Consider the following 21,778-nt stretch of genomic DNA (forward strand, 5'->3'; position numbering starts at 1 on the left):
CGGCCGCTGGGCAGATCCCCCAGCATGTCGGCGACGAACAGACCGTCCAAGGTGAACGGACGGCCGCCCAGCTCGCGCACCTGGATCTCGAAGGCGAGCTGCTGGCCGACGGTGTCACCGGTCTTCTCCAGGGTGTTCGCGACCTCGGTCGAGCCGCTGACCTCCTGCGCGTGGTTCGCGCCGCGGCTGAAGCCGACGTTCGGCCCGGCCATGGCGCGGTGCCCGAGCACTTCGCCGCCGGGACCGGCCACGACGTTGACCCCGCCGCCGCGGCCCGCGCTGCGGGTCTCCGCGCGGCCGGAGTTGCTGATCCCGGCGTTGCGGTTGCGCAGGTCGGGCTGCTCGCCGGCCAACTTGATCCACTTGGCGACGGCACGCATTTCCACCCGGGTGCCGGGCTGGGTGCGGAACTTCGACAGTCCCCGCCCGCGGTAGATCTCGTCGTCGATCCGGGTCCACCCGTCCTGCGGGTGCGCACCGTCGAACACCGCCATCTTCGGCAGCAGGGCCGCGATGTTGCTGCCGTGCAGGAAGTTCGCCAGCACCGGGCGGCCGTGCGCGCCGACATCGGTCTCCTGCGAGTACTTCCGGTCCAGCCGCGCCTTGACCTGCTCGAAGAACGATCCGCGGGACGGCTTGATGTGGATCGTGGCGCCGGTCACGTTGCTGTCGCGGATCGCCCGCCGCCCGGCGTCGCCGAGCTGCCCGAGCCGGTGCACGCCCGCGGCACCGAGGTTCTCCAGCCGTCCGGCGTCGAGCGGCGACGCGTAGCTGTCGCCGCGCGCGTACTCGGCCGCAAGCAGGTTCCCGAGCCACCTCCCGCTGTCGAGCCCGACCGGCACTCGCAGCGCCACGTTGCCGACGTCGGTGATCGTGAACGGCCGGAACCGCTGCGTCGCGGGGTCCACATCGGGCAGCACCCCGCTGGGGATGACGCGCTCGCCGTGCTTGCCGCGCAACGTGAAGTCGAACCGCATCGGCACTTCCACGTCCTGCAGGTTCTTCAGGTCGAACCTGTTGCTGGCGCCGAACTTGCCGGTGTGCTTCGACGTGGCGCCTTCCGAGTACGTGAACGGCACGGTCGGGTTCACGTACAGGTACAGGCCGGGGATCGCGGTGTAGGCCAGCTGCGGGCTGAACGTCCCGTCCCGCGAGAGGTCGTTGCGGTCGGCCAGCGTGAAGTCGCTGATGTTGTTGACCGGGATCGTCCTCGCCCGCATATCGGCGTCCAGCACCGTCTTCATCGGGCGCACCCGGTCCCACAGCGGCGTGGCTTTGACGCCCAGCTCGTAGTACTCGCCGCCCTTGCGCACGATGAAGGTGTCGCCCTCGCCGACCAGCGACTGCGGCTCGTTGTCGATCTGCTTCTGCGCGAGGTGGACGTCCTCCCACTTGCCCGCTTTCCCGGGCAGCAGCTTGTTCAGCGAGGCCACCACGTCCGGGCCGGTGAACGGCAGGTCGCGGGTGTTCTCCCCGGACAGCTCGGGCCTGCGGGTCGCGCCGATCGGGGTGAGCGGGCCGAGCGATTGGCCGTCGCGGATGTACTCCGGCAGCGCTTCGCGGATCTCGTCCGCGGACATCGGGGTTTCCGGCTTGTCGCTGGTTTCCTGCCGGTCGCCGCTGTTGTCCTGCCGGTCGCCGTCGCGGCCCGCACCATCGTCGCCGTTGCGTTCCGGCGACCGTTCGGCGTCTTGCGGGCGGTTCTGGCCGGACTGCGCCGCATCGACGTCCGGGCGCCCGGTGCGGTGCGGCCCGCCGTCGGACGTCAGCGAGTCGGGGTCGGCTTGGTAGCGCTGCACGAGTTCCTGCGCGCGACCGTGCTCCTGCTGCGCCATCCGGTAGGCGATGGCCTGCCACAGCGAGGTCGGCACCGTATCCGGCCGCGCCCGCGCGTCGCTGAGCAGCGCGCCGGTGGCGTCCAGCGCGCTGCGCGCGGCGGCCGGGGAGAGCTTGCCGTAGCCCCGCTCCGCGGCACCGCGGACGTCCTCGTCCAGCGTGGTCTGCCGGGTGAACGAGGTCCCCGTGGCTGCGCCTTCGACCGGTCGCTGCGCGGACTGCGCCCCGCCCATCACTCCGGAAACGCCTTCGTACGGCCCGGAACCGGCCCGGTTCCGGCCACCCGCCGGCACTTCGAGCGCCGAGCCGTCCGCGCCATCGCGGGGCGGCCGGGCGGTAGGCGGCTGCCCGGCGCTGTCCAGCAGGTGCGCGAACGGTGGCGGCGGCGGGTCGTGCCGCGGCGGGTTGCCGCTGCGCCAGCCCCGCCCCTCCTGACTGTCCGGAGTGGACGGAGGAGCCTCGTCCAGGCTCTGCAGCGTGGCGGGATCGCCCAACTCCAGCTGCCACTGCGCGCGGTGGTATCCCTCGTCACCGAGATCGAGCCGCAGCATCGCGTCCAGCGGCTCGCCGGTGCCGTCCAGGAACGCGGTACGCAGCTGTTGCACCGCCGCCGGATCGCCGCCCGCCTTGCCCAGCTCGGTCAGCACCGCTTCTTCGCTGACCTGATCGCGGGAGAGCAGCTGTTCGAGCCGCTGCGCCGACACGGTGGCGTCCGGCTTGCCGTTCGCGGCGTCCTCGGCGCGCCATTGCGCGCGGCTGAGCGCGTCGTCACCGAAGTGCAGCTGCAGCATCGCGTCCAGCGGCTCGCCGGTGCCGTCCAGGAACGCGGTACGCAGCTGTTGCACCGCCGCCGGATCGCCGCCCGCCTTGCCCAGCTCGGTCAACACCGCGTCCGAATCCACCTGCTCGCGGGAGAGCAGGTGGTCCACCCGCCTGGCCAGCCGCTCGGCACCCGGTATCGCCATGTCCGGCCGCAATCCCTGGCTGTGCGCGACGTCCTGGATCCGCCACAGGTGCCGCGGCAGGAAGGATTTGGGATTGGTGCCCATCAACCCGTCGTCGGGGACGTGCATGTTCTGCGCTCGATGCGGCCGGCCGGTGGCGGTGTCCCGCGGCATGGGGGGATCAGCCCGGTTCAGCACCCGCCGCTCGTCCGCGCCGTCCGGGCGCGGCACCTTGCCGTCGACCGCGCCGTTCTCCAGCTGCCCGAGGAATCCGTCGTCCAGCCCCAGGGTCCGGCCGACCTTGCGGGCGATGCGGGTCCCGTCCTCGTCGATGCCCCACGAGGAGCGGTCGCCGGTCGAGTCCGGTTCGATGGTGATCCCGATGCTGTCCGAGATCGGCTGACCGTTGTCCAGCTCGAGTTTGACGAAGTAGCCCGCCGACGGATCGTTGCTGTTGTTCATCCGGTCCGGCCGGTAGAACTTCTCGACCCCGTCCACCGCACGGGCGCGCAGCTGCTCGACCTTGTGCTGCTCGTCCACGAGCCGCTGCCGCGCTTGCGCCGCCTCTTCCTGCTTGCGCTGCGCCTGCTGCTGCGCGGCGGCCGCCCTGTCGTGCGCGTCGATCACCTGGCGCGGGGCGTCGCCGGACCCGGCATCCGGTCGCGGACCGAGGAATTCGGCGTACTGGCGGTCCTGCTCGGCCACCTCCGTCAGCTCCGCGGCGTCGCGTTCGGCCGCGGCCACTTCGTCGCGGTACGGCGCCAAGTGCGCGTCGCCGTTCACGTGCAGGTTGACGGTGTATTCCGGCCACACCTGGCCGTCCGCGGTGCGCCTGCTGCCGACCCGGAACGGCGGGGCCTCGGCGTACTCGTCGGGTATGCCGAGGCGGTGCAGGAGCTCGTGCACGAAGACGTCTCCGGCCTCGTGCATGTTCCAGAGGCTCATGTGCGAGCGGGTGGCCGGGTCGCTGCTCAGCTCGATCGGTGCATGCCCCTGCGCCGGATCGTCGAAGAACTCCACCCGGAAGTGGAACTGATCACCGGAGCCCGGCATCCGATAGCCCCGGTTGACCAGCGCATCCATCCGCAGCCAGGTCTGCTGCTTCATGTCGTCGATCAACTGCTGCCGGTGCATTACTTCGGCGTGCGCCGCACGAGCCGTCTTCCACTGCTCGGCGGCCTCGTTCCGGCGGGTTTCGAGGCGGGCCTGCGCACGCTCGATCCGAGCGGTGTCGGCCGACTCCGCACGGAGCCGGTCGAGGACCTCTTCGGTCCGGGTCACCCGGTTGTCCGCGTGCTGCGCGCGGAGCAATTCCAGGTCGTCGGTCAGCTCCAACAGCTTCAGCTGCTGCTCGGTCTCCAACCCCGCCTTGAACGTGAACTCCTGCACGAAACGACCGGGCCGGACCTCGATCCGGCGCCAGTCGTAGCGGAGTTGTCCCGGAAGGTAGCTGCCGTTCATCGTGGCCAGCCGCCAAGTGGTCCGCACCGTGGCGTCCGGCAGAGCGCCCCGCAGGTGCTCCCACTCGTCCGGGCGCAGCGGATCCGGCTGCGGATCGAACCACGGCGCCGACCTGGCCATCGAACGCCGCCACGCCGGGTCTTCGGCCGGCCGGTTCGGGTCGTGCGCGCCGTCGTCCGTGCGCGCGTTGCCCTCCGCGTCCGGCGAGCCCGGACCGGGCTCGCGCGGCGAGTCGCCGACCGGCCCGGTAGCCCCCTCCGGCACGGGGCCGCGGGTGAACGCGGTACCGGTGGAGCTTCCCCAAGCGCTGACGACCGGCCGCTGCGCGGCCACACCGCCGTGCACCAGGGACCGGTTGCGCCCGATCACGTCGCCCGAGGGAATCCGCAGGCGGTTCGCGGTGGAGGCATCGCCGGCATGGCGTGAAAGCTCCGCGGGCGGCACGAAATGCTCGAAACCGCCCGCGAGGTACGCGAACAACGGCGGCGGGTCGTGCCGCGGCGGGTCCGCGGGCCGCTGCTGGGTGGTGCCGTCGTGTTCGGGCTGCGTGGTCTCGCCCGCGGCGCGGGAATCGGGCGGAACCAGATTCGGGCCCTGCTCGTCGTCCGCGGCATCGCGCCGAGCGGTGTCGGCCGCGGGGCCGCGGGAGGAAGTCGCCGGATTCGAAGCGTCCGATGTGGACGCAGGGCCGGAGCTGGTCTGCCGCGGCTGGTTCGCCGCGGGCGCGTCGGCCGAACCGCCGGTGCGCGGGCCCGGAACCGTGGTGTCCGGCCGGGACGACGCTGCCCGCGGGTCCTGCTGCGCGGTGCGGCCCTGGTCGACACCCGGATCGGGAGCACCGCCGCGGGCGGACTGCCCTGCGGGCAGCTGGCCCGGATTCTGCGGCGACTGGTGGAACTGACCCGGCACGGAGCCGGTCGGCGCCGGTTCACCGTTCTCCAGCGGTTCGCCGCCCGGAACCGGCTCGCCCCGGTCGTCGGTGCGGCCGTACTGGTCCGCGGGCCGCTCCCCGTCCGGGACCGCACCATCCGATGTGGACTCATCGGTTCGCGCCGGTGCCTCCGGCTCGCTGCGCTGAACATCGGAGCTCTCGGGACGTTCCGCCAGCGGCGGCGCACCGTCCAATATGGCCTCTTCGTCCCGCGCTGGAACATCAGGCTGTTCGGGGCGATCGCCGGACTCCGGTGTCGGCGCGTCCTCCCCAGCCGAGTGAAGGGTGCCCTGCTCACCCGTCGGGTTGTCGGCGTCCGGCTGCGCGTCGGCACGGCCGGGCGCAGCGGCATCGTCCGGGCGTGCTTGCTCGTTCGCGGTCGCGGTTCCCTCGGCGGTTTCGGTGCTCTGCGGTCGCTCGCCGGAGTGGTCCGGCTGCCGTCCGTTCGCGGTGTCGCCCTCCGGCCGGCCGGACTGCGCCTGCTGGGTCGTACCGGGCTGGGTCGTACCGGGCTGGGTCGCACCGGACTGGGTCGCACCGGGCTGGGTCGCACCGGGCTGCTGACCGGACGGTGCGGGCGAACCGGACTGCGTGGCAGGCCCGGACTGGGTGGCAGAACCCGGCTGGACCGACTGGCCGGATGGCCCCGGGCCCGTCGACGAGGTGCTCGGCGGAACGGCACTCGGCGCAGCGGGACCGGCAGCACTCGCTGGCGGCACGCCGCCAACAGCTGCGCCGCCCCTCCCGGGTGCGTGCGCGCCCGGGCCGGCAGCCGCACCCGAAGCGCCGCCCTGACCCGGCGCGGCGCCACCGTGCGCTGCACCGGGAGCAACGCCCCCGGCTTGCTGACTCGGCTCGTGCGCGCCCGAAGGCGGCGGAGCATCAGCGGACGAAATCGTCTCGCCCTGACCGGACGAGACGGTGCTGTCCTCGGTGTTCGCGCCACCGAGGAAATCGCTCACCGAGCGCGAAGGCGAGCCGCTCGGCTCGGTGCTGCCACCGGGATCGCCGTCGGCGGTGCCTGCCCCGTCCGAGGACGTCGTCACCGGCGCGTCCCCGGGCGAACTCACCGCGCCGTCGTCAGGCCCCTGCGAAACCGTCGAAGCACGATCCGCATCCCCGTTCAGCGTCTCGGCGTCCGAGGAGAAGTCCGAACCACCGTCCAGCGTCGAGCCGCTGAGGTCGCTCGATGTCGTGCTGAGCGCATCGCCGGAGGATGCCACCTCCGGGATCTTCAACTTCCCGTCCTGCGTCACCGCATTCGTCGCATCCAGCGCGGCCTGCGCACTCGCGTCCGCACGCGACGACGCCTCCCCCGAGGCCCCGCCCGTTCGGCCGCCCGCGCCACCTCGCGCGAAGGCACCGAACATGCCGTCCGCAGCACCACCGTGATGATCGTCGGTGGCCAGGTACACCAGCGGGTTGCTCGCGGGCACCGACAGCATCTGCAGCGAGGCATCCGCCATCCCGCCCAGCTTGCGCATCCCGGGGGGCCAGTCCGCCCCTTCCTGCTTCTTCGCGAAATTCGTGCCGTGCTGGGAGTTGAAGTCGTCGATCTTCTTGTTGAACTCGCGGACGCTCTTCGCGTTCGGCCGCTCCGGCACCTTCGCGAAATTCGTGCCGTGCTGAGAGTTGAAGCTGTCGATCTTCTTGTTGAACTCGCGCGGCCCCTGGCTCAGCTTCGCCTCGGCCCGCACCGCCACCGACCGCGCCGCACCAGCAGCCGCACCTGCGGCACCACCACCGATCGCACCGCCGATCGCGGAACCCTTGATGGACTCCTTGTTGATCTTGTCCCGGGTTCCCTTGTTCTTCTGATCGAGCTGAATACCACCGTCCATCCCGGCCATGAACGCCGTACCGAAAGCCGCACCGCCCGCGGCGTACTTCGCCGTCGTCCACGCGCGCTTGCCGATTTCCTTGGCCACGCCCTGCGTGCTCGCACCTCGCAGCGCGGTGGGGATCTTGCTGACCACCGATGCCGTGCGCGACGCGATCTGCTTGATCAGCTGCTGCAATCCGACTTGCATCACGCCGCGGGCAGTAGCGATGACGGCACCCGCCAGCGGCGCCAGGATCAGGGTCGACAGCAGATACGCGACCTCCGCCGCGACCATGATCGTCATGGCGATGAACATGATCCGCGTCTTCTCGATGTCCGCCGCGGCATCCTTGGCCTGGCTGCCCAGATCGCGCGCCGACTGCTCCTGCCCACGCAGGGCCTCCGGCGACGTGGTGCCCAGCTTGTCGACCACTTGCTTGGCGAACTCGCCGTCCAAGACGTCGTCGATCTCCCCCGACAACGAATCCAACCGGTCCGCCGTGTCCCGGCACGTATCGGCGTACTGGATCAGCGCCTGGCTGATGTTCCGAAGGCCGAACTCATTGCCCTCCGGCAGCTCCATGCCGATCGTGCCCTTGAGGAAGTCCTGCAAGCCGTCCGGCAAGTCGTTGGTTTCGTCATAACCACTCACAGAGACCTCCTTCCTCGTGGGCGCGACCGGTCATTTCCCCCGTTGGTCAGCGGGCCATGCTCCTGCGTTCAGTTTCCGTATTCGTTCTGCTCGATGGCGGCGCGGTTCGCGGCGTCCTGTTTGCGGACGACCTCGATCTGCTTGTCGATCTGGTCGGCCAAGCCGTTCGGGGCGCCGCTCATGGCCTCAGCGCCCTCTTGCAACTTCTTGTTCGGCTCTTCGAAGTTCTTGATGAACGCCTCACCGATATCGTCGTTGCCCCAGCAGCCCCAATGGTCTTCGAGCGTCGTCTTCATCTCGTTGAAGCTCGCCGTGAGGTCCTCGCCCACCGCGCGCAGCTTCTTGTTGATGTCTTCGAGCGCGTCGGGGTCGATGCGGAAGTTCTCGTCAGCCATCCCTGCGGTCCTTCTTCTCGCGCGGGACGCCCGGCAGTTCCTCGGCCATTCCGACGATCGGCTTCATCAGCTGGTCGAGCACCGTGCTCGGGTCGACCTTGCCGGAGGCGATCCCCGCCAGGTCGACGCCCGGCAGCATGCCGCCGGACATCTGCTCGGTCAGCTTGGTCATGCTCTGCGTCCGCCCGGCCTGGATCGTCTCGACGATCACGCTGGCCAGCTGCGCGGGCGCCATGCTGCGGTACTTGTTCCCGTTGAACTTCAGGCCGGTGAGCTCGCCGCTGCCGTCGAAGGTCGCTTCCAGCGAGTGATCCTTGGCCTGCACGGTCGTGGACTGCCCCTGCTGCTGCTTGGTGACGTCGGCGACGCGCTCGCGCTCCCGCTCCAGCATGGACATCGCGGAATCGATGTCCGTCGGCACGTCCGGTTTCGGGTCCGGTTTCGGGTCCGTCATCGAATCCTCCTGTTCTCCCGGAGCTTTTCCAGGAACTCGTCGGCTCGCGCGCGGTCCGGGCCGGCTTCGGTGGGCTCGTCCGGATTCTCCGGCGGTTCCTCCGGCTGCTCCGGCCTGCCGAGGCTGCCTGCCACGCCCTGTTGCTCGCCCCAAACCGTCCGCTCGGCGTTGATCGGGATCTGGTTGTCGTCGCGCTGCTGGCCCGGCTGAGGCGGCATCCCGCCCATCATCGGGCCCATCGGGTGGCCGCCTGCCTGCCCGGTTCCACCCGCGGGCGGTGGTGCCGTGCCGCCCGCGGGCGCGGTGCCGGTCATCGGCTGCCCGGAGCCGGCGGTGTTCAGGTTCACCGGCGCGCCGTGCGTCCCGGCGGCAGGCGGCGTGCCCGCGCCGGTCGACGGGTTCGGTGTGGTCATCTGGCCCAGGTCCAACGCGGACGGCGCGGGAGTGCGCGGGACCGAGCTGCTCGGCGGGGAACTTGCGGAAGACGTCGCCGGAGCGGAACCGGCCGGTGCGGAGGACTGCGCACTGCTGTGCCCGTGCCCGCCTGCCGCGGAGGGGTCGGGACCGGACACGGTTTGCGGTGCCGGACCGGGATTCGCGGGTGGCTGGGGCGGCGCGGGGGCGCTCGCGGCCGACGCACTCGCCGCGGTGGGAGCGGTGGCCGCCGCGGTCTGCGGGGGAGGTGCACTCGCGTGGGCCGGCATCGACCGGGCCGGGGCGTGCTGCGGTTCCGCCGAGAAGGTGCGCACCTCGGACGCGGACGAGTCCGAATCCTGTTTGCGCGACACGGTTTCCGGGCGGTCCGAGCCCGACTCGGAATTCTCGTCCGACTTCGAGTTCTCGTCCGACTTCGAGCTGCTGTCCGGCTTGGAGCTCTCGTCCGATCCGGAGCTCTCGCCCGACCGGGAACTCCGCTCGGAACCGGACGACCATCCACCCGAGTTGTTCGACTGCCGCCCGAGCACGCCGGACGCGGCCTGCCAGCCACCCACCGAAGAGTCCTCAGTGGACTTCTCGCTGGTGCGCTTGCCCGCCGAACCCCCGGAGGATCGCCCGCCGAGCACGGCGGGCGAGCTCTGCGCGGCGACCGCGAGCCACGGCGCGCCCGTCGGCGATGCCCCGGATTCCGATGCACCACCGGCGTTCGGCGGTCGCCCGGTGTCCTGCCATCCGCCGGAACCGCCCGAAGAATCGCTGACCGTCATCGCGCCGGAACCCGAGCCGGACGAGAAGTACATGGCCTGCTGCGCGCCGCCGGAACCGGAAGCGCTCCAGCCACCGGACCCGGACGACGCCGAGCGCAGCGCGAGCGGATCGGCCGCTCCAGGCGTGCTACCGCCCTTGCCGGGCATCGCCGTCATGGACTTGGCCACGTCGCTGTAGACCGCTGAGATGTCGTAGACGATCTGCCGGGCCTGCTGGGTGCGCTCCTCGTCGCCCGGCGGCGGTGCCTGCGGACCGTTCCCCGCTGCGTCCGGTGCGGGAGCGCCGAGCGCTTGGCCCGGCCCGGGCCCGCCCTGTTGCTGCCCGGGAAATCCGGATGGCTGCCCCGGCGACGGCCGGCCCGGACCTCCGGGCACCCGCCCGGGAGCACCCAGCGCCTGCCCCGGAACTCCCGGCGCCTGCCCGGGAATTCCGGGAGGCTGCCCCGGAACTCCCGGCTGCGCGGCGGCTTGCGCGCTGCGCTGCTGTTCGAGGTCCCGCATCCGGCGCTGCCCCTCGGCCAGCGCGTCACCGGCGCGGCGCAGCATCCGCGCATAACCCGGTGCCAACGTGGCTTCCAAGACCTTCTCGTTGTCCGCGGCGAGCCGATCGCCCGCCGCCACGGCGCGGTCGATGGCCTGCCCGGACGAGTGCGTGCCGATGTCCCGCCACTGCGCGCGGAACCGGTCGGTCACCTCGCGCAGCCGGTCCGCGGCCCGGTCGAACGCACCGGCCTGCCGGTAGAAGACCTCCGGCGAGCTGCCGTGCACCAGCTGCGCCAATTGCTCGAAGTTCAACTGCTCCAGGTACGGGTCGGTGGCGGGAGTCGGCTGCGCGCCTGCCATCGGTTCAGCTCCGTCCGATCACCGGCGGGGGGTTGTCCTCGTTCTGATCGTCCCAGGTGCCGTCGTCGGCCTTCATCCAGATCTGCGGCTCGCGTTCCTGGCCCTGCTGCCCGGCACCGGCGCCGCCCATACCGCCCATCGGCGACATCGGCATCCCGCCGCCGCCCATGCCACCGCCTTGCCCGGCACCGCCACCGGTGCCGCCACCGGCCGGTGGCCCGGCGGGCTGCCCGCCGGGCGGGGCGAGGCCCTGCTTGCCTGCCATGTCGGTGTCGAACTGCGCGACAGGCCCGCCCGAGCCGCCTGCACCGCCACCCGAACCACCGCCAGCGCCGCCACCGGAGCCGCCGCCCATCGAGGAGAGCGCGTCGTCGGCGGACTTGCGGGCCGAATCCAACGCCGAGCTGTCCCCGCCGCTGGCGCCGCCCGGATCACCGCCCGCGAGGAAATCGTCCATTGCGGACGGTCCGCCGCCGAGCCCGCTGATCGCTTCGTCGGCGGACTTGCGCGCCTCGTCCAGCGCCTGCTGCGCGGCCGGGTTCGCGGCGTCCTGCTTGGCATCGTTGAAGGTTTTGTCCAGCGCTTGCTGGGTTTCCTCCGGCGTCGGCGGGGTGCCGTCCTGGCCCAGCTGGTTGATCGCGTCGTTCGCGGACTGGTGCGCGTTCTGGAGGGCTTGTTGCGCAGCCGGGTCGGTGGTCTTCGCCGCCACGTCGCCGATCGCGTCGTTGGCGGAGCGCTGGGCCTCCGCACCGGTCGCACCACCGGGATCGCCGCCCTGGTCGGACAAGCCCTTGATCGCTTCGTTCGCGGACTGGCGCGCGTCCTGCAACGCCTGCTGCGCCTGCGGATCGCTCGCCTGCGCGGCCGCCTCGCCGAGCGAGTTGTCGACGGCGTGCTGCGCTTCCTGCGCGGTCGCGGGCGTGCCGTCCTCGCCCAGGCCCTTGATCGCCTCGTTCGCCGACTGGCGCGCGTCCTGCAACGCCTGCTGCGCCTGCGGATCGTCCGTTTTGGACATCGCTTCGTCGATCGCGCCCGTGGCGGCGTGCTGTGCTTCCTGTCCGGTGGGCTGGTCGCCGCCGGGGCCGCCGGACTCGGTGGTCGGGTTCTTCAGGTCGTTGATCGCTTCGTTGGCGCTGTTGCGTGCGTCGTCCAGCGCCTGGTCGTCCTGGTTGTTCTGGCCGTCCTGCTTGTTCTGGCCGTTCTGGTCGCCCTGGCCGCCGCTGCCGCCGTCCTTGCCGCCGCTGTCGCCGCCCGAACCACCGCCTTGCCCGCCGGAGTCGCCGCCCGGTCCGCCGGACTCGGTGTTCGGGTTCTGCATCTCGTCGATCGCGTCGTTCGCGGACTGGCGGGCCTGGTCCAGCTTTTCGTTGTTCTGGCCGCCACCGGTCTGGCCGCCGCTGCTGCCCTGGCTCTGACCCTTGCCCTTGCCGCCGCTCTGGTTGCCGCCGGTGCTGTTCGGGCCACCGCCGGTGCCCATCCCGGTCGGAACGGCACCGCCACCGGACTGGTCGCCGCCGGACCCGCCGGACTGATCACTACCGCCGCCGGAGCCGCCTTCCGAACCACCTGGGCCCTGGTTCGCCATGTCGTTGATCGCTTCGTCCGCCTCGGCCTTGGCCTGCTGCCTTGCCTGGTCGTCGGACTGCTGGTTCCCGCCGGACTGGTCATTGCCGCCGGTCTGGTCGTTCCCACCAGACTGGCTGTTCCCGCCGGACTGGTCATTCCCACCAGACTGGCTGTTCCCACCAGACTGGCTGTTCCCGCCGGACTGGTCATTCCCACCGGTCTGGTTGTTGCCACCTGTCTGGTTGTTCCCACCAGACTGATCATTGCCACCGGTCTGGTTGTTGCCACCGGACTGGCTGTTCCCACCAGACTGATCATTCCCACCGGTCTGGTTGTTACCACCAGACTGATCATTGCCACCGGACTGGTTGTTCCCGCCGGACTGGTCATTGCCGCCGGACTGGTCATTCCCACCAGACTGATCATTGCCACCGGACTGGTCGTTCCCACCGGACTGGTCGTTCCCACCGGACTGATCGTTCCCACCGGTATTGCCGCCCGAACCAGTCCCGGCCCCATCCGTGGACAACGCGATATGCAGCGGCTGCAGCTCTTGGCCGCGGTTGCTGTACTTGTCGACGAGCTCGCTCAGCAGCTTCTTGAGGTCTTCGAGCAGGCCCTTCTCACTCGCGTCGACCGCCTCGTTGATCTTGCTGGCGCCCTCTTCGGCCGCGTTCGTGCCGGAATAGCTGTTGGAGATCTCGTCGGTGGTGGTGGCCAGCTCCTCGTGCGCATCGTTGAGCGCCTGCCACCAGTTCGCGGCGAAAAGCTGAATGTCGTGGCCGATGTTGCCGACCGTGGTGCCGTATGCCTGGCTCTTGAGCGTGTTGTAGAGGTCTTCGCTCTGCTTGAACAGGTCGGTCGCGTACTTGTTGAACGCGTCCCCGGCCTCGCCCTGCATGTGGTCGCCGACCCGCTTGATCAGCCCGTTGAACTGCTCGTTGATCTCACCGAGCCGCTCGGTGGCCTTGTTGAAGGCGTCTTCCAGCTTGTACCAGTCCTCGGCCGCGCGGTTGCCGGAAAGATCGGCGTGCTCGCCGTCGGCCGCACCGTTGTGCGTGATGTCCGCCGTGGCGGCGTCGATTTCCTCCCAGCTGCCGTACTGATCGACAGCCATCGACGGCGCGGAGGCGTTGTACACGCCCACCGTGGAATTCTGCTGATCTTCCGCCATAGCGAATGTTCCTCACCAGCGCGGCCGCGACACCGGCGGCAGCTTCGTGATCGATCGGGACCGGAGTCAGGCCTGCAAGGTGTCGTTGTAACCGTCACCGTCGCCCGCGTTGTCCTCGGGCTTGATGTTCGGGTCTTCGCTGAAGTTGTGCTGCTCGCTCTCGGTGCCCTTGTCCAGGCTCGCTACCGAGCTGTCGATGTTGCGCTGCATGTCATCGACCTTGGTCTTCATCTTCGCAGCGTTCTCGCCGTCCATGTTCTCGAAATCACGAGCAATCGTGGACAGCTGCGTCTCCATTTCCTCGAGCACGTTCTTCATGCGCTCGGCGTGCGCCACCAGGCCGTTGCGGCGGTCGTCGACGACCCGCTCCAGCCACTGCGCGGTCTCGAACTTGCCTGCGTTCGGCCAGTGCTCCTTCAGCGACTGGAAGGCGCTCATGTCGCTCATGAGCTTGCCGATCTCCTTGGCGGCCTTGTCGATTTCCTCGGAATCGAATGCGGTGCCGTCGGCCACGGTAATTCTCTCCGATCACTGCGCGTTCCGGAATTGCGGTGGGACGCACCGGCGTCCCGGGGTAATCGGACGAGGAAAGCCGAGCCACCATCGGCCCGGCTCTCGTCGCCGCGGCGGACGAGTCAGGCGAACTGGCCCATCTGCTTGCCGCCCTGCTTGTCGGTGTCCTGCATGTTGCCGGTACCGCTGTTCACGTTCTGCTGCTGCTGCGTGAGGTACTCGCCGAAGCCGTTCAGGGACTGCTTCAGCTTCTCCGCCGAGGCGTTGTAGCCCTGCGCGGACTCACCGGTCCAGCCGTTCTGCTGGAGCTGCTGGGCCTGGCTGATGAGCTTGTTGGCCTCGTCGCGGATGTGGTCGACGGTCTTCTTCATGTCCTGCTGCGCCTGCTGCAGGGCCTCGTAGTCGTAAACCTTGGGAGCCACGGGAAAACACCCTTCCTGGAGAGAGAACGGCCTGAGCGGAGATCAGGCGGGAACGGTCAGCTGGGGATGAAGCTGGCCATGTCCGCGGACTGGACCGGCTTGCTGGCGGAGCGGTCCTGCTCGTCCTGGTCGCCGGAGACCTTGCGCATCTGCTGCGCCATCGACTCCAGGTCGGCCAGCACGCTGTTCTTCAGCTTCTGCACGGACTGCTCGTACTGCTCCAGCAGCGCGTCGGTCATCTCGTTCTTGCTGGCCTGCTGCACGCTGTCGATGCGGGTCTTGAGCTGGTCCAGCTCGGTCTGGATGTCCTGCCGGGTCGTGTCGTGCTGGGAAGCCTGCCGCTGGATCTCGGGCAGATCGATGTTCACGTTGCCGTTGTTGGCCACCACAACCTCCTGGTGAAGCGGGGTATCCGGTTTTCGGAAGCCGACGGCCGCAGGACACAGGTCGACTTCCTACCGTCGGCCAGCTTATTCGGGTGATCTCGGGTGAAAGCCGTGCTGCTCGTCCGATCGTCGTCCTTTAGGGACTTCCCTCGGGACCGCTTCGGACGAGTTCCGGCACGGGTCAGGGCTGCTCATTCGGCTGCGGCGTCTGGACCTGGACCGCACCGGAGCTGGTCAGCATCGGACCCGCAGGCAACAAGTCCAGCAATTCATCCGGAATTTGCACGGCTGAAGTCGGCGAGTAACCGAGTCCTTCCACCACCTTGTCGTCGGCGAGCGGGTATTTCGTCCCGGTATCGGTGACCAGGAACGCAGCGCCCGGCTGCGCTCCGGGTGCGGGCAGGCTCTTGGCCAGCACACCGCGTCCCGCGGGCAGCGAGATCTTGTCCGCCATCGACCCGGAAACGTGCTCGGCCAGCGCCACCGAACCCGCGTCGACCTCCGATGTGGACTGCATCTCCACGGTCACCTTCAGATCCCCGGTGCCGGACGGGGAGTAACGGGCGCAGGGCTGCGCGTCCGGGGGTGGCACCACGGCTTGCGGCGGCACCGGCGGGAAACCGCCGACCAGGTCCGGCCCGCCCGAATCGGGCACGCTCGTCAGCGCCGTGGGACCGGCCTGGAGCACGCTCACCTGCCCGCCCGGGTAGGCGGACTGCACCGCCGGGGAGGCCAGGGCCAGCGCGGCGCTGGTCCGGTTCAGCGCCGTCTTGCCGTCCTTGCGGACCAGGTAGAACTGGTCGGATTCGGTCGCCGGGTTGCGCACCTCGTAGACCTGCCCGACCTTGCTCGGCTTGCCGTCGATCACCGGTCCCGGCGAGCCCGCGCCCTCGATCGCGGGCAGCGCGAGGTCGCGTCCGGCGGGAATCGGGTCCAGCCAGGCCGTCGAGACCTGCAACGGGGTCACGTTGCCGTAGGGCAGCGCCTCCAGCGTCCGCTGATCCGGGATCTTGTAGCGCTTGCCGTTCCACACCAGGTGCACGGCGTCGTCCGGGGTGCTCACCAGCAGCCCCTGACCGTCCGATGTGGACTTTCCGGGCCGGCTGCCGAACTTCAGCGTCACCAGCGGATCGGTGGGCTTCGGGCGCGCCGCGCCCGGCTGCACGCACACCGTCCACGGCCCCGTTTCCAGGGTCTGCGCGGTCGGGATCGAGTCCGGCGCGCCGGGAATGCCGATCGGCTGGCCGACCGGGGTGCCCCCCAGCGACTGCTGCGAAACCGACTGCACCGTGCCGCCGGAGTCGCCCGCGGCCAGCCGGGCCGATGAGTAGTTCAGCACCGGGCGCAGCTGGCCGCCGAGGTAGACGAACTGCGCGCCGCTGTCCTTGTTCACCACGATCGAGCCGTCCTGCTGCCAGGCCGTGCTCTTGCCGGGCTTGAACAGCCCGAGGATGCCGAAGATCGCCATCAGCAGGACGCTCACCAGCACCCCGAACACGATGCCGTTGCGGATCCGCTTGTTCGGCATCTCCAGCGCGTCCGGTTCGCCGTGCGTCACGGCGGAAACCAGCCGCCCGACGACGAAGAAGTATGCCTGGACCTGATCCCTGCGCGACTGCATCAGCCCGCGAGCCCCCGCATCATCGAGAAGACGTTGAGCACCTGGAGCAGCAGTGGCAGCGCCGCCACCGCGGTCAGCGTCTCGAAGATGTCCGCGGCCCTGCCCCAGTACGGGCGCAGCCGCCGCCCGGGCAGGAACTCACCGAACACCAGCATCAGCGTGCCGATCAGCAGCACCGGCAGCCAGAACGCGATCAGCCGCAGCAGCGGCTCCTGGCCGAACGCCAGCAGCAGCACCACCAGCACCAGGCTGAGCCCGCCCGGCACGATGAGCGACCAGCGCTGCACCGCCCCTTCCGGATGCCGCGCGCGCAGGAACAGCAGCACCGCGGTGACCGCGAAGAACACCAGCGTCCACACGTCGCTACCGGTCAGCGGCGCGAGCACCAGCAGCGTCTGCGCCGCGCCGAGTCCGGTGTAGAGCGCCTTCGAGTAGCCGAAGGTCAGCGCCCCGCGGTCCACCACCAGCTGGTACGGCACCGGCTCGATGTCCTCGCTGAGCTCGCTGCTGTTGCCGGGCAGCATCGGTAGCGACAATCCGGAGAGCCGGAACGACAGCGACGGGATGAACAGCGCCGCGACCAGCGTCAGCAGCAGCCCGATCGCGCCCGCCGCGTGCGGCTGCACCGGAGCGGTCGAGCCGATCAGCGCGGTGCCGCCGACCGCGGTGACGAAAGTGATCGCACCGGTGAACAGCAGCGCCGAATCGGCCACCGCGAGCACGCCGACGACCAGCGCGACCAGCGCGCCGGCGCATCCGCAGGCCAGCATCACGACCGGCGCGGCCACCGGATCCAGCGCCAGCAGCAAGGAAATTCCGGTGAGCGCGGCATATCCGGCGCCGACTCCGGCCAGCAACGTGGCGACCACCGGATTCGCCGCTCCCCGCGCCACCAGCGCGCTCGCGCCGAGCAGCAGCACCGTGATGCCACCGGCGATGGAGAACTGCGGGAACACCGGCGCCGCACCGATCAGCAGCGGAAAGCCCAGCAGCAGCAACAACAATGCGCCGGCGCGCAGCATCCAGCGGGTGCGCTCCGGGTTCCAGGTGCCCGCGCCCCGCGACACCTGCTCACCGACGCCGTCGACCAGGTCGTCGTAGTCGATCGGGGCGAGCTCGCCTGCGCGGGGTCGCAAGTGGACGGTTTCGCCGTCCAGCAGCCCGAGCTCGGCGATCGTGCGGTCCTCGTCCAGGGCTTGCTCGCCGACGCGCTGGACGATCCAGCCCTCGTGGTCGGCGCCCTGCTCGATCCACTCCGCACCGAATTGCGGCAGGACCGCGGGTAGTAGGTCGGCCAGCGGCACTTCGGTGGGCAGCGCCACGTCCGTCGCCTGCTTGCCGAGGACGAACCGTAGCCTCCCGGACTCGGTTGTGCGATGCTGAGTCTGCTCTTCCGAAAACGCCATCTGGTGCCGGAGGTCCTTCCTGCCAGGGTTGGAGACCGTGACCCGGCCAGGAACGTACGCGGCCCGCGCGCGCACGCGAGGTGCTCCGGCACCCGGGACCGCGAGTCTGGGGTTTTCTTTCACCAAAGGGAGAGTGTGTGAGCACGGTGTTGTTCGCTCGGCGGTCCCGGCGCCCGAAGCCGACCGCACCGAGCGAAGAGATAGAGATCCAGGAGCCGCCCGCAGTACCCGAGTCCACCGACGGTGGGCTCAGCGGCGTGCTGATGTACGCGCCGATGGGCCTGAGTTCGCTGGCGATGGTCATGATGTTCGTGCGCCCGGGTTCCGGCACGATGGCCTACATCGGCGGCGGCGTGATGGCGCTCTCGGCGGTCGGCATGATCGTCTCGCAGATGCTGCGGAGTTCGGTCACCCACAAGCAGAAGCTCCAAGGGCACCGGCGGGACTACATCCGCTACCTGTCGCAGACCCGCCGCCGGGTGCGCGAAGCGCTCGCCACCCAGCAGCAGGCGGCGCGCTGGATCCACCCGTCGCCCCGGTCGCTGTGGTCGCTGGCGCTGGGATACCGGCTGTGGGAGCGGCGCCCGGCGCACGACGACTTCGGCGAAGTCCGGCTGGGACTGGGCAAGCAGCGGTCGTCGGTGAAGCTGACGCCGCCGGACAGCAAACCCGTCGAGGACCTGGAGCCGCTGGCGGCGCACGCGCTGCGGCGGTTCCTGCGCGCCTACACGACGCTGTCGCACTCCCCGATCGCGGTTTACCTGCGCGGGTTCGGGCAGATCCGGTTCCGCGGTGACGCGCAGCACGTGCGCGGGCTGGTGCGGGCGATGCTGGCGCAGCTGGCGACCGCGCACGCGCCCGGCGACGTGCAGGTCGCGCTGTGCGCCAGCGGGGACCGCCAGGATGCCTGGGACTGGCTGAAGTGGTTGCCGCACAACCAATCCCCGGACAGCCGGGACGCGGCCGGTTCGCGGCGGCTGATCGCCGAATCCATCGGGGCGATGGAGGAACTGCTCGGCGGCGGGGCGTTCACCTCGCGGCCGCGGTTCGAACCGGACACTCCGATCACCGCGAACGAACCGTTCGTGGTGATCGTCCTCGACGGGGTGCAGCTGCCCCCGGACCACCGGGCCGGGGACGAGGGCTACCGCAACGCGGTGGTGCTCGACGTCGGGGAATCCCTGCCGTGGCAGGCGAAACCGGGCGCGCTGTTCCTGGACGTGGAGGAAGAGCTGGTCAGCACCGTGTCGTTCGACCGGCTCGGCAAGCCGCACAACACCGAGTTGTGCGTACCGGACCGGCTCAGCACCATCGGCTCCTCCGCGCTGGCGCGCACCATGGCGCGCTACCGCGTCGGAGAAGCGTCCAACGAGTCGGACGAGCCGCTCACCGGCGACTACGACATGGCCGGACTGCTCGGGATCGGCGACGTGCGCACCTTCGACCCGGTCAAGTACCGCCGCGAGCGGTCCACCGCCAAGCGCAGGCTGCGGGTGCCGATCGGCATCGGCGGCGGCGGTGCTCCGCTGGAACTGGACATCAAGGAATCCGCTGAGGACGGAATGGGCCCGCACGGGCTGTGCATCGGCGCGACCGGCTCCGGCAAGAGCGAACTGCTGCGGACCCTGGTGGCGGCGCTGGCGGCCACGCATTCCTCGGAGGAGCTCAACTTCGTGCTCGTCGACTTCAAGGGCGGTGCGGCGTTCCTCGGGTTCGACCAGCTGCCGCACACCTCGGCGGTGATCACGAACCTGGCCGACGAGCTGGAGCTGGTCGACCGGATGCAGGACGCGCTCACCGGTGAGCTCAACCGCCGCCAGGAGCACCTGCGCGCCTCCGGCAACTACGCCTCGCGGCGCGACTACGAGGCGGCCCGCGCGCAGGGTGCGCAGCTGGAACCGATGCCCGCGCTGTTCATCGTGGTCGACGAGTTCAGCGAGATGCTCTCCAGCAAACCCGAGTTCGTCGACGTGTTCGCGATGATCGGCCGGCTCGGCCGGAGCCTCGGGGTGCACCTGCTGCTGGCCTCGCAGCGGCTCGACGAGGGCCGCATCCACAAGATCGAAACGCACCTGTCCTACAAGATCGGGCTGCGCACCTTCTCCGCGATGGAGAGCCGCAGCGTGCTCGGGGTGCCGGACGCCTACGAGTTGCCGACCAGCCCCGGCAACGGCTACCTGCGTCCGGACACCACGAATCTGGTGCGGTTCAAGGGCGCCTACGTCTCCGGCCCGTACCGGTCGAGCAAGCGCCAGCGCACCACCCGGGCGAAGGCCGAACAGCAGGTCGTGTCGTTCGGCACCGGCTACGTCGAACCGACCGCGGCACCGCAGCAGGAGCCGGAACCGGAGCCGGCACCCGACGAGCCCGCGCAGTCCATGCTCGAAGTGCTGATCGAGCGGCTGCGCGACATCGGTCCCCGTGCGCACCAGGTCTGGCTGCCGCCGCTGAAGACCTCGCCGACCCTGGACCAGCTGCTGCCGCCGCTGGTCGACCACGGTGAGCTCGGGCCGCGTCCGGTCGGCGACCTGGAGACGGCGGGCCTGCAGATCCCGGCGGGTCTGGTGGACCTGCCTGCGCAGCAGCGCCGCGAACTGCTCGAAGCGGACCTGTCCGGCAGCAAGGGCAACGTGGCCGTGGTCGGCGGGCCGCAGACCGGCAAGAGCACGATGCTGCGCACCATGCTCAGCTCGCTGGCGCTCACGCACAGCGCCGCTGAAGTGCAGTTCTACTGCCTGGACTTCGGCGGCACGCTCAGCTCGCTGGCGAAGATGCCGCACGTGGGCAGCATGGCCAACCGGCTGGACAAGGACCGCGTCACCCGCACCGTCCTGGAGATGACGAACCTGCTGGCCCGGCGGGAAGCGCTGTTCGCCGAGCACAACATCGACTCGATGACCAGCTACCGGCGCGCTCGCCGGGAAGGCCGGTTCCACCAGGACGACCCGTACGGCGACGTGTTCCTGGTGGTCGACGGCTGGTACACGATCCGGCAGGACTTCGAGGAGCTCGAGGACCGGTTCACCGAGCTCGCCGCGCGCGGCCTGAGCTTCGGCATCCACCTGCTGGTCGCCACCAACCGCTGGTCGGAGATGCGGCCGTGGCTGCGGGACGTGCTGGGCACCCGGTATGAGCTGCGGCTCGGCGACCCGGTCGACTCGGAGGTCAACAGCAGGCTGGCCGCGACCGTGCCGAACATTCCCGGCCGCGGGCTGACCACCGACAAGCTGCACTTCCTGGCGGCGCTGCCGCGCATCGACGGGACGTCGGACACCGAAGACCTCGCCGATGCCACCACCGAGCTGTCCGAGGCGCTGGCCCAGCCGGGCGCGCCGCGGGCTCCGCAGGTGCGGATGCTGCCGACGATGCTCTCGGCGAGCGACCTGCCCGACCCGGTGCGGCCGACGCCGCAGGCGGTCGTCCGGGTGCCGCTGGGCATCGAGGACGTCGGCCTGTCCACCCAGTGGTACGACTTCGACGCCAGCCCGCACCTGCTGGTCTACGGCGATGCGGAGACCGGCAAGACCAGCGTCCTGCGGCACATCGCCCGCTCGATCACCGCCGCCTACGGCCCGGACGAGGCGCGGGTGATGTTCGGCGACTTCCAGCGCGAGCTGCACGACTCGATCCCGCCGGAGAACCAGATCGAGTACGCGGTCGGTGCGGATGCGCTGGGCAAGTCCATCGCGGGCGCCGCGGTCGGGCTGGAGAAGCGCATCCCCGGGCCGGAGATCAGCCCGAGCCGGTTGCCGAAGCGGGACTGGTGGCAGGGCGGCCGGCTGTTCGTCATCATCGATGACTTCCAGCTGGCCGAGAGCGGTTTCGGCGGCGGGGTGCTGGAACCGCTGATGCCGCTGATCCCGCACGGCGCGGACATCGGGGTGCACGTGATCATCGCGCGCAGCACGTCCGGTGCCGCGCGGTCGATGTCGAACCCGGTGATCCGGCGGATGTGGGAGCTCGGGACACCGGGGTTGCTGCTGTCCTGCCCGAAGGACGAGGGCATGTTCCTGGGCAACCTGCGTCCGCGCACCTTGTTGCCGGGCCGCGCCCAGTACGTCAACCGCCGCCGCTCGGTCCGCCTGGTCCAAACCCCGCTGACCGAGGGCACCAACCCGAAGTCGAAGGACTAGGGAGTGCTTTGAAG

Annotated in this window: 11 protein-coding genes (1 of these 11 cut by a window edge); 1 reads left to right on the forward strand and 10 read right to left on the reverse strand. The window is 70.2% G+C overall.

Annotated elements, in window-relative coordinates; translation table 11 throughout:
* The 10 genes from V1457_RS03515 to eccD all read right to left on the reverse strand — a co-directional run.
* Nucleotides 1-7,646 carry the start of a hypothetical protein gene (locus tag V1457_RS03515; RefSeq protein WP_338600136.1) on the reverse strand. It extends 40,495 nt beyond the left edge of the window, so the window shows 7,646 of its 48,141 coding nt (coding positions 1-7,646); it begins with the start codon at nt 7,644-7,646; its stop codon lies beyond the left edge, outside the window.
* Nucleotides 7,647-7,714: 68 nt separating this feature from the next.
* The gene (locus V1457_RS03520; protein WP_200068564.1) at nt 7,715-8,041 is read right to left on the reverse strand and encodes a hypothetical protein; all 327 of its coding nucleotides are present in this window, start codon (nt 8,039-8,041) and stop codon (nt 7,715-7,717) included.
* On the reverse strand, nt 8,034-8,495 hold the full coding sequence (locus tag V1457_RS03525; RefSeq protein ID WP_200068563.1) for a YbaB/EbfC family nucleoid-associated protein: 462 nt from the start codon (nt 8,493-8,495) through the stop codon (nt 8,034-8,036). Before V1457_RS03525 ends, V1457_RS03520 begins: the two co-directional genes overlap by 8 nt.
* The gene (locus tag V1457_RS03530; protein ID WP_200068562.1) at nt 8,492-10,543 is read right to left on the reverse strand and encodes a hypothetical protein; all 2,052 of its coding nucleotides are present in this window, start codon (nt 10,541-10,543) and stop codon (nt 8,492-8,494) included. The genes V1457_RS03525 and V1457_RS03530 overlap by 4 nt, the downstream gene beginning before the upstream one ends.
* Nucleotides 10,544-10,547: 4 nt before the next feature.
* Nucleotides 10,548-13,283 (reverse strand): hypothetical protein, encoded by a 2,736-nt coding sequence (locus tag V1457_RS03535; protein WP_200068561.1) that lies wholly within the window; start codon nt 13,281-13,283, stop codon nt 10,548-10,550.
* A gap of 66 nt (nt 13,284-13,349) precedes the next feature.
* Nucleotides 13,350-13,796, reverse strand: a complete 447-nt coding sequence (locus V1457_RS03540) for a hypothetical protein (protein ID WP_307849889.1) — start codon at nt 13,794-13,796, stop codon at nt 13,350-13,352.
* Nucleotides 13,797-13,918: 122 nt separating this feature from the next.
* The gene (locus tag V1457_RS03545) at nt 13,919-14,218 is read right to left on the reverse strand and encodes a WXG100 family type VII secretion target (protein ID WP_200068560.1); all 300 of its coding nucleotides are present in this window, start codon (nt 14,216-14,218) and stop codon (nt 13,919-13,921) included.
* A 56-nt stretch (nt 14,219-14,274) separates the two neighbouring features.
* Nucleotides 14,275-14,604 (reverse strand): hypothetical protein, encoded by a 330-nt coding sequence (locus V1457_RS03550; RefSeq protein WP_200068559.1) that lies wholly within the window; start codon nt 14,602-14,604, stop codon nt 14,275-14,277.
* A 181-nt stretch (nt 14,605-14,785) separates the two neighbouring features.
* Complete coding sequence (gene eccB, locus V1457_RS03555) at nt 14,786-16,225, reverse strand: type VII secretion protein EccB (RefSeq protein ID WP_338600150.1); 1,440 nt, start codon at nt 16,223-16,225, stop codon at nt 14,786-14,788.
* Complete coding sequence (gene eccD / locus V1457_RS03560; RefSeq protein ID WP_338600153.1) at nt 16,225-17,631, reverse strand: type VII secretion integral membrane protein EccD; 1,407 nt, start codon at nt 17,629-17,631, stop codon at nt 16,225-16,227. The genes eccB and eccD overlap by 1 nt, the downstream gene beginning before the upstream one ends.
* Nucleotides 17,632-17,768: 137 nt before the next feature.
* Here eccD and eccCa point away from each other — a divergent pair, with 137 nt between their 5' ends.
* Nucleotides 17,769-21,764: a type VII secretion protein EccCa gene (gene eccCa / locus V1457_RS03565; protein WP_338600156.1), complete on the forward strand. Its 3,996-nt coding sequence runs from the start codon at nt 17,769-17,771 to the stop codon at nt 21,762-21,764.
* Nucleotides 21,765-21,778 lie beyond the last annotated feature (14 nt).

Source organism: Saccharopolyspora sp. SCSIO 74807, assembly GCF_037023755.1.
Lineage (GTDB): Bacteria > Actinomycetota > Actinomycetes > Mycobacteriales > Pseudonocardiaceae > Saccharopolyspora_C > Saccharopolyspora_C galaxeae.